Here is a 12,444-nt window from a genome sequence, read left to right on the forward strand (position 1 = left end):
ATAAGCGCATGCAGGCGTCGGCCTTACCGCTGGTGTATCAGCTTGTAAAGGGCGGGAATAACCAGCATCGACAATAAGGGTGCCGTTACCATACCGCCAATCATCGGCGCGGCGATACGCTGCATCACCTCAGAGCCGCTGCCGCCGCCCCACATCACGGGCAGCAGGCCCGCCATGATGGTGGCAACCGTCATCACCTTCGGGCGCACGCGCAGCACCGCGCCTTCATGAATCGCCTGCATCAGCACGCTATTCTTACCCTCGGATCCGTGCCGCCAATATTTATCCAGCGCATGGTTTAAATATAAAACCATAATTACGCCGAATTCCGCCGCTACCCCGGAAAGGGCGATAAAGCCCACAGCTCCGGCCACGGAGAGATTATATCCCAGCAGCCACAGCAGCCATACGCCGCCTATTAGCGCAAACGGCAATGTCCCCATTATTATCAGGACATCAGAAACGCGTTTGAACGTCAGCCAAAGCAGTAGAAATATAATCATTAGCGTTACCGGCAGGACTAATTTGAGCTTTGCCGTTGCCCGCTCAAGATATTCAAACTGCCCGGACCAGGCAAGTGAAACGCCCTGCGGCAGCGCCACCCGTTCAGCCACGCGCCGCTGCATCTCATCCACGGCTGATTTCAGGTCACGCCCGCGCAAGTCGACGTAAATCCAGTTGGATAAGCGGGCGTTCTCGCTTTTCAACATTGGCGGACCTTCTGACACCGTGATTTTAGCCAGCTCGCCCAGCGCCACCTGGCTGCCGTTTGCGGTGACGACCGGCAGCGTGCGAAGCTTGTCGACATTGTCGCGAATATCGCGCGGATAGCGCAGGTTGATGGGATAACGCTCGCGCCCCTGTATGACTTCGCCAATGTTATCGCCGCCGACCAGCGTGGAAACCATGCCCTGCAGCTCGTCAACCGAGACGCCGTAGCGCGCGGCCTTGAGCCGGTCAATCTGAATATCCACATAGCGCCCGCCTGCCAATCGTTCAGCCAGCGCGGAGGTCACGCCGGGCACCTGCTTCACCACGTGCTCAATCTGCTGCGCAACGCGCTCGATATCGGCAATATTATTGCCGTTCACCTTAATGCCGACCGGGCTTTTGATCCCGGTAGCCAGCATGTCCAGCCGGTTGCGGATAGGCGGAACCCAGACGTTTGCGATGCCCGGCAGCGATACCGTTTTGTCGAGCTCGTCGACCAGCTTTTGCGGCGTCATCCCGGGGCGCCACTGCTCGCGCGGCTTAAAGCGGATGGTCGTTTCAAGCATGGTTAACGGCGCGGGATCGGTGGCCGACTCCGCCCGCCCGGCTTTACCGAATACGCTCTCAACCTCCGGCACGCTTTTAATCAGCCTGTCCGTCTGCTGTAGCAGTCTTGAAGCCTCCCTGGCTGAAATTCCCGGCAGGGTTGAAGGCATATACAGCAAATCGCCCTCATCCAGCGGCGGCATAAACTCGCTGCCCAGGCGGCTCAGCGGCCATAGCGTGGCGAGTAACAGCGCAAACGCCAGCACCAGCGTGGTTTTTGGAAAGGTGAGGACCTTATCCAGAAGAGGTTCATATAAGCGAATCAACGCGCGGTTGATCGGGTTCGCCTTTTCATCCGGGATTTTCCCGCGAATGAAGTAACCCATCAGCACGGGCACCAGCGTGATCCCAAGCCCGGCCGCTACGGCCATTGACCACGTTTTGGTGAACGCCAGCGGCGAGAACATTTTCCCCTCCTGCGCTTCCAGCGAGAACACCGGAATAAACGACAGGGTGATGATCAGCAGGCTGCAAAACAGCGCGGGCCCCACCTCAATAGCCGCCCGTTCCGCCAGCTGCCAGTACTCCGCGGACGAAGGCTGCCGCCCCGGGTTATCATGCCGCCACTGCTCGAGCACCTTATGCATGTTCTCGATCATCACGATTGCCGCATCCACCATTGCGCCGATAGCAATCGCAATCCCGCCGAGGGACATGATGTTGGCGTTGATGCCCTGATAATGCATGACGACGAACGCGCCCAAAATACCCAGCGGCAGCGAGACGATCGCCACCAGCGCCGAGCGGAAATGGAACAGGAACAGCGCGCACACCAGCACAACCACCGCAAACTCTTCCAGCAGCTTGTGGGTGAGGGTTTTGACCGAGTCCTCAATCAGCGCCGAACGGTCATACACCGGCACAACGTCAACGCCCTGCGGCAGCGTTTTCTGCAGTTCAGCCAGCTTCGCCTTCACCGCGCGAATGGTCTCCAGCGCGTTTTGCCCGTAGCGCATCACCACCACGCCCCCGGCGACCTCTCCCTCTCCGTTCAGCTCGGCCACGCCGCGACGGATCTCCGGACCAAAGCCGATCGTCGCCACGTCCTTGAGCATCACCGGCACGCCGTCCCGGCTGGTTATTACCACGTTGCGAAAATCCTCCAGCGAGTGCAGGTAGCCCGTGGTGCGCACCATATACTCCGCCTCGCCCATTTCCAGCAGCGCGCCGCCGCTCTCCTTATTGGCGGCCTGAACGGCGCTGGAAAGCTGGACGTGGGTAATGTTGAGCGCGCGCATTTTTGCCGGATCGGCGACGATTTGATACTGGCGCACCATCCCGCCGATGCTCGCGACCTCCGATACGTTCGGCACGGACTTAAGCTCAAACTTCAGCGTCCAGTCCTGAATGGCGCGCAGATCCGCCAGGCTGTGCTTCCCGCTGCGGTCGATCAGCGCATATTCATAGATCCAGCCGACGCCCGTTGCGTCCGGCCCAAGAGAAACCTTCACCCCCGCCGGAAGCTGCGCCTGCACCTGGCTTAAATACTCCAGCACTCTGGAGCGCGCCCAGTAGAGATCGGTCCCCTCCTCAAACAGCACGTAGACGTAAGCATCGCCAAACATTGAAAACCCGCGGACCGTTTTCGCCCCCGGAACGGACAGCATTGAGGTGGTCAACGGCCAGGTGACCTGATCCTCAATCACCTGCGGCGCTTTGCCGGGATAGCTGGCCTTGACGATAACCTGCACGTCAGAAAGATCGGGCAGCGCGTCCAGCGGCGCGCGCTGCACCGCCCAGATGCCCCACCCCGCCATCGCCAGCGCGGCAAGGATCACCAGCAGTCGGTTACGCAATGAAGCGCGGATCACGGCGGCAATCATGGCGTCACCTCCGGCACTGCGCTGCGAAGGCTGGCTTCTGAATCAATCAGGAACTGGCCGGACGTCACCACGGTGTCGCCCTCCTTCAGCCCCGCGCGAACTTCCGTCCATCCCTGCGCCGTGATGCCCGGCGTGACGTTCACCGGCCTGAAGTAGCCGTCCCCCGTCGCGATCAGCACCCGCGAGGCGTCCCCGCTGCTGATGACCGCCTCCTCCGGCACGGCCAGCACCGGCGGGCGCTCCGGGGCCTGCGCGCGGCGAACCGTGAGGTACATGCCGGGCCTTAGCTTCTGCCCGGCATTCTTCAGCGCAACGCGGGCCTTTAGGGTTCGGGTCGCGGCGTCCATTTGCGGCAGCAGCTCGCTGACCGCACCGTGAAACACCTCGCCGGGCCAGCTTTCCGACGTGGCGACCATTTCACTGCCCACCGTCAGGGACTGCGCCTGAGCCTGCGGGTAATCAACGATCAGCCAGACGGGATCGAGGCCTGCGATTTCGAAAAGCGGCGCGGTTGCCGTGATTTGCGCCCCCTCCCGCACGTCCAGCTTCACGACGTATCCCGCCCGTTCGGCCCGCAGGGTCAGCGTGGCCTGCGGCCTGCCGCTGCTCTCCACCGCGCGGATCACCGCTTCCGGCATAAACTGCAGCGCCAGCCGCTCCCGCGCGGCGCGGGTTAATCCTGCATCACCGAGCTGGCGAACGGCTAAATACTCCTGCTGCGCGGCCGTCCACTGCGGTATCCACAGCGTTGCCAGCGGCTCTCCGGCCTTGACCTGCTGCTGCTGGGCGTTCACAAACAGCTTTGACACCACGCCGTTCGCGGGCGAAGAGACCACCGACACGCTGCGCTCGTCGGCCGACACCGTGGCAAACGCCGAGAACGGGGAGACCATCTGGCGCATCTGCGCTTTAGCCGTCGTCATGCCGAGATTTTGCTGCTGCCGGGCGCTAATCGCCACGCCGCTCGCCGCCTTCTCTTCATCGGCATAGCGTGGAACCAGCGCCATATCCATAAACGGCGATTTACCCGGCTTATCAAAGCGCTGTCCGGGCACCATCGGATCGTACCAGTACAGCACGGTACGCTCTGGCGCGTGCGCCGCTGCGGGTGGATGGGCCGCCTTCTGTCCCAGCAGATAGCCGCCGCCGGCTGCGGCGAGGATCGCAAGGGCGATAGTCGTTAAGGTCAGTTTTTTCATTTCGCCAGCTCCTGCGGGATCAGCCAGTTTACGGCGGACCAGGTGCGCGCCATCTCGCGCTCGGCCTGATTGACCGCCAGTTCCGTATCCAGCACGCTTCGGCGTGCCTCGAGCAGTGCGGGAAGATCCGATTGTCCCGATCGATACTGCGCGGTCAGGAGATTCAGCCGCTGGCGCTGCAGGGGTAACACCTCATCGCGCTGACGCTGCCACAGGGCCTGCGCCGCCTGATACTGCGCCACCAGCGTTTGGATCTGCGCGATATGTTCACGTTTGATAAGCGTGAGCTGATCCACCGCCTGCATTGAGCGGGAAACGTCGGCGGCATACGCTTTGTCCTGCCTTTTGGACTGGAACAGGGGCAGATCGACGCTAAACATCACGCCCGCCATGTCGTCATAGCCTTCCGCGCGATGGGCGTAAAACACCTCCACATCAACGTCGGGAATGGCCGCCACGGCGGATTGCGCCGAACGGGCCTTGGCCGTTTCCGCTTCGCGCCGGGCGGCTTCAACTTCAGGATGCTGCAGCACGCCCGCTTCCAGGGTGTTGATATCGGCAGGCAGGCGCTGGTAGCGCGGGAGCGGCCCGCTCGCGTCGGTGACGGTCTGTCCCGTCAGCTGCAGCAGCCAGCTTTGGGCGAGCCTGACGTCGCGACGCGCCAGCGTCTCTTTGTCGCGCATCGCGCTCAGGGTGACCTGCAGTGCCAGCACGGTGTCAGGGGCGGAACCGCCTGCCCCGACGCTCGCCTTTTGTACGCCGCGCTGGCGTTCCGTTTCGCGGACCAGCGCGCTCGCGGTTTTCAACGCCTGCTGCGCAAGCGCTAAATCCAGCCACGCTTGGGCGGTATCGCGCTGAAGCGCCGCGCGGATCGCCTCAGATTTTGCCAGCACGCCCCGCGCCTGCGCCTGGAACGTCTGCGCCTTGCGCTCGCGCTTCTCGGCGCTGACGTAGCTTTGCATGATGCCAATTTTCTGCATCGTCATGCCTTCCCGCGTCATCCGCCGGTCGTTGCTGCCCTGTACGGGCACGTTTTCAATGCCAAACTTCAGCTTTGGGTCGGGTAATTGCGTGGCGGAATCGGCCATGGCATCCAGCGCCTGCGCCTCGTTGCGGCTGGCGGAAAGTTCGGCTGAATAGCGTTGGGCTTCGGCCAGGGTCTGTTCGAGCGTCCACGGCTCCGCCTGTGCGGCGGAGCTTAAAAGGCCGAACAGCACCCCACCGAGCCACAGGCTCAGTGTGTGTTGTTTCATGGTGTCCTCGCCTAGCGCTGCGGCGTCAGCGAGACAATCTGGAAACCATCGCCCGCGCGTTCGAGGATGAAGGTCACCTTGTCACCGGGCTTCGCGCCGTTCAGCACGGCACCGGGAGATAAGGTAAAGGGCATGGTCATGGCTGGCCATTGCAGTTCGGGAATGGCGTCATGCTCAAGCATGACCGACTGCGCAGAGAAGGACTGGACAACCCCGTGGCCCTGCCAGCGCTGCGCCGACGGCGCGGCGGCCTCGGTGGCCTGAGCGGCATAAGGGGCGAAAGAAAGCGATGCGCCAAGCAGCGCAGAGAAAAATAAAGCACGCATGATAAAGCTCCTGTTAAACGTAAATTAAAATAAAATCAACGAATTAACAGGTTCTTATTCTCTAAACCGGCAATAGCGAATCGTTGCCGGTGGCCCCACGGCGGGCGGGTTAACGGACCATGCAGAAGGGCTCGCAGCGCGGCATTCCGGCACGTTCAGGGCGATCGTCATTGCTGACGGAAGCGCGACGAGCTGCGGCTGGGCCGGATCTTTCTGAGCCTGATCCGGCATGCAGTGTTTTTCACACAGCGGCGAAGCGTCGGACGCGTGCAGCGGAGCGGTTTTGCCCATCATATCCATATGCTGGATAGCGGCAACCTCTCCGCGCAGATCGATGGAGCAGCCGTGAGACGCAGCGGCCACCTGACTCTGGATCAGCAGCCAGCCAAAGGCGATCAAAAACATCAGCAGATGCTTTTTGAGAAAGCGCAGACGATAGGTCCAGCTGGCGTGCATATCGGCGTCATCGGGTGATAAAGAGTGGGCCAAGTATAAGCGGCAAAAGAAAACAGAGAAAAGCGCGTTTAAGGAGATTTACGTTTTTAATCAAATACCTGTTAATTATTCTCAGCACGCTAACAATTTATTAGCATATCAATGACATATGATAATCATTCAGTCGGTCAATAAACTCATGACATAAATGTTGCCGCGATGGCAAAATAACGCCGATATTGTCTCTAGTCATCCATTTCTTGATTTTAATCAGCTATGGGTGAGTGTTAATTCGGCACATTTCATCCTTCTTTTTTATTGATTTTTTTTTGCTCTCAGGCAGCAAGGATACAGGGGAAACCATGCTAACGTTTATCGAGCTCCTTATTGGAGTCGTCGTCATTGTCGGCGTCGCGCGCTACATCATCAAAGGGTATTCCGCCACGGGCGTGCTGTTTGTCGGCGGCCTGACGCTGCTGATTATCAGCGCGCTCATGGGCCACCAGGTTCTGCCTGCCAGCGAAACCAGCACCGGCTACACGGCCACCGACATCGTCGAATACATCAAGATCCTGCTCATGAGCCGCGGCGGCGATCTGGGCATGATGATTATGATGCTGTGCGGTTTCGCCGCCTATATGACCCACATCGGCGCGAACGACATGGTCGTGAAGCTGGCGTCCAAACCGCTCAAGTTTATTAACTCCCCGTATCTGCTGATGATCGCCGCCTATTTCGTTGCCTGCCTGATGTCCCTCGCCGTCTCCTCGGCGACCGGCCTGGGCGTGTTATTAATGGCGACCCTGTTCCCGGTGATGGTAAACGTGGGCATTAGCCGCGGCGCGGCAGCGGCCATTTGCGCCTCCCCTGCGGCGATCATTCTTTCTCCTACGTCCGGCGACGTGGTGCTGGCGGCAAAAGCCGCAGAAATGTCGCTGATCGACTTTGCCTTTAAAACCACGCTGCCGATTTCTATTGCCGCCATTATCGGCATGGCGATTGCGCACTTCTTCTGGCAGCGCTATCTCGATAAAAAAGAGAACATTAACCACGAGATGCTGGACGTGAGTGAAATCACCACCACCGCGCCCGCCTTTTACGCCATCCTGCCGTTCACGCCGATTATTGGCGTGCTGATTTTTGACGGTAAGTGGGGCCCGCAGCTGCACATTATTACCATCCTGGTGATCTGCATGCTGCTGGCGGCGGTGCTGGAGTTCGTTCGCGGCTTCAATACGCAAAAGGTGTTTTCCGGTCTGGAAGTGGCGTACCGCGGCATGGCCGATGCCTTTGCCAGCGTGGTGATGCTTTTGGTGGCCGCGGGCGTGTTTGCCCAGGGCCTCAGCACCATCGGCTTTATTCAAAGCCTGATCTCTATCGCCACCTCGTTCGGCTCGGCCAGCATTATCCTGATGCTGGTGCTGGTGGTGCTGACCATGCTGGCGGCGATGACCACCGGTTCCGGTAACGCGCCGTTCTACGCGTTCGTTGAGATGATCCCGAAGCTGGCCCACTCATCCGGCATTAACCCGGCCTACCTGTCTATTCCTATGCTGCAGGCGTCAAACCTGGGGCGCACCATTTCGCCCGTCTCCGGCGTCGTGGTCGCCGTTGCGGGTATGGCGAAAATCTCCCCGTTCGAAGTGGTAAAACGCACCTCGGTTCCCGTCGTGGTTGGCCTGATCATCGTGATTATCGCCACGGAAATCATGGTCCCCGGCTCTGCCATACGCTAAATCCCCTGACCATCAAAAAGCGCCTCCCGGCGCTTTTTGTGCTTTAATAACCCTCAGAAATAAATCACACCCCACCGATCAGGAAATCAAATGTTCAGGAAGGATATCGTTATCCCCTCTGGCGCCCTCGGGCTTGCACTCTGCCTATTCTCTGTACAGGCAGAACCGCTTAAGGCGACGCAGTACGGCGACTTCGATCGCTACGTTCTGGCGCTCTCCTGGCAGACGGGGTTCTGTCAGAGCATGGTCGAACGCAACCGAAACGAGCCGCCCGAGTGCCGCCTGCAAAAAGAGAGCGACCGCAAAACCGATTTTCTGACCGTTCACGGCCTCTGGCCCGGCCTGCCGAAATCGGTCGCCGCGCGGGGCGTGGACGAACGCCGCTGGATGCGCTTTGGCTGCGCCACCCGGCCCGTGCCTAACATGCCGGAGGCGCGCGCCAGCCGCAAATGCGCGGCCGCCGAAACGGGCTTATCCCTTTCCGCCGCGGCTAAGCTGAACGGCGTGATGCCCGCCGCGGGAGGAGATTCCTGCCTTGAGCGCTACGAGTACGCCAAGCACGGCGTCTGCTTTGGCTTCGATCCGGACGCCTATTTCGGCACCATGGTGCGGATGAACCAGGAGGTCAAAGAGAGCGCGGTGGGTGATTTTCTGGCTCAGAATTACGGAAAAACCGTGAGCCGCCGCGACTTTGACGACGCCGTGGCGAAAAGCTGGGGCAAAGAGAATGTGAAGGCGTTCAAACTTACCTGCAATGGCAACCCGGCGTATCTCACCGAGATGCAGATCTCGCTGAAGGCCAGCACCATTAATAATCCGCTCGCGGCGGGTTCCTTTGCACCGCAGCCGCACCCGGGCAACTGCGGCAAGCAGTTCGTGATTGATAAGGTCGGTTACTGACCTGCCCCAGGACGAACCAGATCGAAGCGATGCTCATCGCTGATGCCATAGTAGGCCGTCGGCCCGCCCGCGCGCAGGATGGGCTGCGCCCTGGCGGTCTGGTAAATCCCCTCTTCCAGAAGCGTTTCGGCGATATGAATGCCGACCACCTCTCCCAGCACCAGCCAGGTGTCGATCGGCGCACCGTCGGCACCCGTCAGCTGAATACACTGTGAAAGCCTGCATTCAAAGTTAACCGGGCTTTCCGCCACGCGCGGCGTACGCACAAGGTTACTGGCAGCGGGCGTCAGCCCGGCAAAGCGGAATTCATCCTCGCCGTGCGGCAGCATGGCGGAGGTCTGATTCATCGCCTCGGCCAACTCGCGCGTCGCCAGGTTCCAGACAAACTCGCCGGTTTCGGTAATATTGCGCACGCTGTCCTTCCAGCCGTTGCTGGAAAATCCAATAATCGGCGGGCGATAGTTAAAGCAGTTGAAAAAGCTGTACGGCGCGAGGTTGAGCTGCCCGTCGTTATCGCAGGATGAGATCCAGCCAATCGGACGCGGGCCGATAATGGCGTTCAGCGGGTCATGCGGCAGGCCGTGCCCCTCAGACGGTTGGTAAAAGTACATAGCGTTCTCTTTAAGATGGGCGAACGAACTGCGCTTCGCTCCGTTACGGGACACTCAGCGTAACGCAATCCGCCCTAAATGATGACCGAAAAAAGCACGGTGCGGAGCGTCGCCGACAAAAGGCGCATAAAAAGCGTAATGCAAATTGGCGAGGCTTCACGTTTTTCGCTAAATATTCATCTGGCGCATGAATGTGACCCTCATCACTTCAAACTTGTGCGCTCAGCCAGTATCATCAGGAGAGTTAAACCCTCGCTGCCAGACGGCGAGGGTTTTCTTTTGGATTGGTTTCTGCGTGACGCGCAGCATTAACGACATGGAGTAAAAATGTCCAGACCTACAATCATCATTAACGAACTTGACGCAGAACGTATCGACCGACTCCTGGAAAAACCGGAGTTCGCCTCGCTTCCGGTAGCCGACGCGCTGAACGAGGAGCTCGACCGGGCGCAAATGTGCACCCCGGAGTCTATGCCGCACGACGTGGTGACGATGAACAGCCAGGTGAAGTTCCGCAACCTGACGACCGGCGAGGAGCTGACCCGCACGCTGGTCTACCCGGCGAACATGACCGACAGCAGCACGCAGCTTTCCGTTCTGGCTCCCGTGGGCGCTGCGCTGCTCGGTTTGCGCACTGGCGATACCATCCACTGGGAGCTGCCGGGCGGTGCCGCTGCCCATCTGGAAGTGCTTGAGCTGATCTACCAGCCAGAAGCCGCGGGCGAATACCTGCGTTAATCCCGCCTCATCACGCGCCCTTCCGCGCTGCCCGGAGGATGCCCGGCATCCTCTTTGTGCATTTTCACCCAATCGTCCTATTTCGCGCTACACGCCCTTAATCCACGCTTAATCTGATTTGGTGCCGCGGGGACGGTCATGAGTGAGGCGCTGGTTATTACGCTGGTTTTTCTCATTATTTTGGCGGTCATCGTCACAGCCGTGCTTTATCTTGAACGACACTGGTAAGCGATCGCCCTCACACGACCCCGCCGGGAAAGGCGTTAACAAGACCTTTGACCTTCTGCTCCGCCGCTTCCGCGGACGCCGCGCCGGGCACCAGAATAACCTTGCGGCACTCTTCTTCCCGCTTCTCGAAAATTTTGTAGGCGCGATCCGCGTCCGCCAGCGGCAGGTAATGGGTCACGATCTCCTCCGGCGTCAGCAGGCCTTTTTCGATTAACGGCAGCAGCTCGCCCAGCCACGCGTGAACGTGGGTCTGACCCATTTTAAAGCTCAATCCTTTGTCGAAGGCGTCGCCAAACAGGAAGCCGTGAATAAACCCGGCATACACACCCGGCACGCTGACCACCCCGCCGCGCCGCACTGCGGCAATGCACTGGCGCAGCGCTTTGCCGCTGCTGCCCTCAATCTTAAGGTTGCTGAGGATCGTTTCCGTGGTGCTGCCCTTGGCCTCGAAGCCAACCGCGTCGATGACGGCATCCACGCCGCGCTGCCCGACCGTTTGCTCGATAATTTTTTCGGCGGCGTCGCTGTCCTCATCGAAGTTAATGGGGATAGCGCCGTAGCGCTCCTGAGCAAAACGCAGCCGATAGGCATGATGATCGACGATGAAAATCTGTTCTGCGCCCAGCAGCCGCGCGCACGCGATCGTCAGCAGCCCGACGGGGCCCGCCCCAAAGATGGCCACGCTTGAGCCCTTCTCAATCTGGGCGTTTTTGGCGGCCTGCCAGGCCGTCGGCAGGATATCCGAGAGGAACAGGGCTTTGTCATCCGACAGCAGCTGGGGCACTTTGAACGGCCCCACGTTGCCTTTCGGCACGCGGACGTACTCCGCCTGGCCGCCCGGTACGCCGCCGTAGAGGTGGCTGTAGCCAAAGAGCGCGGCCGGTGCGGGGATCTGCTTCTTGTTAAGCGCCGCGCCCTGCCCGGCGTTGGTTTTTTCACAGGCCGCAAACTGGTTGATACGGCAGAAGAAGCAGTCCCCGCAGGCTATCACGAAGGGAATAACCACCCGCTCGCCCTTTTGCAGCCCCTTCACGTCGCGGCCGCACTCGACGATTTCCCCCATAAACTCGTGGCCAAAGATATCGCCGTGCTCCACCTTCGGGATCTTGCCTCGATAGAGATGAAGATCCGAGCCGCAGATGGCCGTCGCCGTCACGCGAAGAATAATGTCATCAGGCTGTTCGATGATGGGATCGGGAACATTTTCAACCTTAACATGGTGTGGACCGTGGTAAGTAAGCGCTTTCATACGATCTCCAGGGATAGGGGTAAGCTTTTAAAAAGGGTAGCTACCTCAGACGATCCGCCCCGGAAATCGGGTCTTTTAAGATTTTTCCTGGCAAGGCAAAAAAATGCCAGACGGCTAGCAGAAACTTGTATTATTTTGTGGTTGAATGTTTTTAGCGTTTTTAAACAAGGAGAAACGGGTATGTATCAGACAATCATAATGCCGGTTGATGTTTTTGAAATGGAGCTGAGCGACAAGGCCGTTCGCCACGCCGAGTTCCTGGCGCAGCAGGATGGGATCATTCATCTTTTACACGTTCTGCCGGGTTCGGCCAGCCTGAGCCTGCATCGCTTCGCCGCCGACGTGCGCCGCTTCGAGGAGCATCTGCAGCATGAAGCGGAAACGCGCCTGCAAACCATGGTCGGGCATTTCAGCATCGACCCTTCACGTATTAAAACCCACGTCCGGTTTGGCAGCGTGCGCGACGCGGTGAACGAGCTGGCGGGCGAGCTGAAGGCCGACGTCGTCGTCATTGGCTCGCGCAATCCGTCGATCACCACGCATCTTCTGGGCTCCAACGCCTCCAGCGTGATCCGCCATACCCATATCCCGGTGATGGTGGTCAGATAGCGCGCATAAAAAACCCCGCT

At 59.6% G+C, this 12,444-nt stretch carries 12 protein-coding genes; 5 read left to right on the top strand and 7 right to left on the bottom strand.

The features are described 5' to 3' along the window. Positions 1-23 precede the first annotated feature (23 nt). Genes AB8804_RS10890 through AB8804_RS10910 form a run of 5 tightly spaced genes read right to left on the bottom strand, consistent with a single transcriptional unit; the run spans position 24 to position 6,374 of the window. Positions 24-3,140, bottom strand: a complete 3,117-nt coding sequence (locus AB8804_RS10890) for an efflux RND transporter permease subunit (RefSeq protein ID WP_371185843.1) — start codon at positions 3,138-3,140, stop codon at positions 24-26. Further along, positions 3,137-4,339, bottom strand: a complete 1,203-nt coding sequence (locus AB8804_RS10895) for an efflux RND transporter periplasmic adaptor subunit (protein WP_371185845.1) — start codon at positions 4,337-4,339, stop codon at positions 3,137-3,139. Before AB8804_RS10895 ends, AB8804_RS10890 begins: the two co-directional genes overlap by 4 nt. Further along, complete coding sequence (locus AB8804_RS10900) at positions 4,336-5,592, bottom strand: TolC family protein (protein ID WP_371185847.1); 1,257 nt, start codon at positions 5,590-5,592, stop codon at positions 4,336-4,338. Before AB8804_RS10900 ends, AB8804_RS10895 begins: the two co-directional genes overlap by 4 nt. Before the next feature lie 11 nt (positions 5,593-5,603). Further along, entirely contained in the window at positions 5,604-5,918 is a 315-nt protein-coding gene (locus AB8804_RS10905; protein WP_371185849.1) for a copper-binding protein, read from the bottom strand. Positions 5,919-5,972: 54 nt separating this feature from the next. Continuing rightward, positions 5,973-6,374, bottom strand: coding sequence for a hypothetical protein (locus AB8804_RS10910; protein ID WP_371185851.1), 402 nt, complete (start codon positions 6,372-6,374; stop codon positions 5,973-5,975). Positions 6,375-6,715: 341 nt separating this feature from the next. Between AB8804_RS10910 and dcuC the strand changes: the two genes are divergently transcribed. Together dcuC and rna are read left to right on the top strand one after the other, a co-directional pair. After that, the gene (gene dcuC, locus AB8804_RS10915; RefSeq protein ID WP_371185853.1) at positions 6,716-8,089 is read left to right on the top strand and encodes an anaerobic C4-dicarboxylate transporter DcuC; all 1,374 of its coding nucleotides are present in this window, start codon (positions 6,716-6,718) and stop codon (positions 8,087-8,089) included. Positions 8,090-8,179: 90 nt separating this feature from the next. Beyond that, complete coding sequence (gene rna / locus AB8804_RS10920) at positions 8,180-8,989, top strand: ribonuclease I (RefSeq protein ID WP_371185855.1); 810 nt, start codon at positions 8,180-8,182, stop codon at positions 8,987-8,989. Here the strand turns inward: rna and AB8804_RS10925 are convergent. Continuing rightward, the gene (locus AB8804_RS10925) at positions 8,983-9,600 is read right to left on the bottom strand and encodes a flavin reductase family protein (protein ID WP_371185858.1); all 618 of its coding nucleotides are present in this window, start codon (positions 9,598-9,600) and stop codon (positions 8,983-8,985) included. The two genes, rna and AB8804_RS10925, sit on opposite strands and share 7 nt — an antisense overlap. 327 nt (positions 9,601-9,927) lie before the next feature. Between AB8804_RS10925 and rnk the strand changes: the two genes are divergently transcribed. Together rnk and yldA are read left to right on the top strand one after the other, a co-directional pair. Next, entirely contained in the window at positions 9,928-10,338 is a 411-nt protein-coding gene (gene rnk / locus AB8804_RS10930; protein ID WP_371185860.1) for a nucleoside diphosphate kinase regulator, read from the top strand. A 138-nt stretch (positions 10,339-10,476) separates the two neighbouring features. After that, positions 10,477-10,566: a small membrane protein YldA gene (gene yldA, locus AB8804_RS10935; protein ID WP_371185862.1), complete on the top strand. Its 90-nt coding sequence runs from the start codon at positions 10,477-10,479 to the stop codon at positions 10,564-10,566. A gap of 10 nt (positions 10,567-10,576) precedes the next feature. Here the strand turns inward: yldA and AB8804_RS10940 are convergent, their stop codons facing one another. Next, the gene (locus tag AB8804_RS10940; protein WP_371185864.1) at positions 10,577-11,815 is read right to left on the bottom strand and encodes a zinc-dependent alcohol dehydrogenase; all 1,239 of its coding nucleotides are present in this window, start codon (positions 11,813-11,815) and stop codon (positions 10,577-10,579) included. 180 nt (positions 11,816-11,995) lie between these two features. Here AB8804_RS10940 and uspG point away from each other — a divergent pair, with 180 nt between their 5' ends. Further along, a complete protein-coding gene (gene uspG / locus AB8804_RS10945) occupies positions 11,996-12,424 on the top strand; it encodes a universal stress protein UspG (protein WP_371185866.1) in 429 nt (142 codons plus the stop codon). The last annotated feature ends 20 nt before the right edge of the window (positions 12,425-12,444 follow it).

The organism is Enterobacter sp. KBR-315C3_2022, from assembly GCF_041399425.1.
Classification (GTDB): Bacteria; Pseudomonadota; Gammaproteobacteria; order Enterobacterales; family Enterobacteriaceae; genus Enterobacter.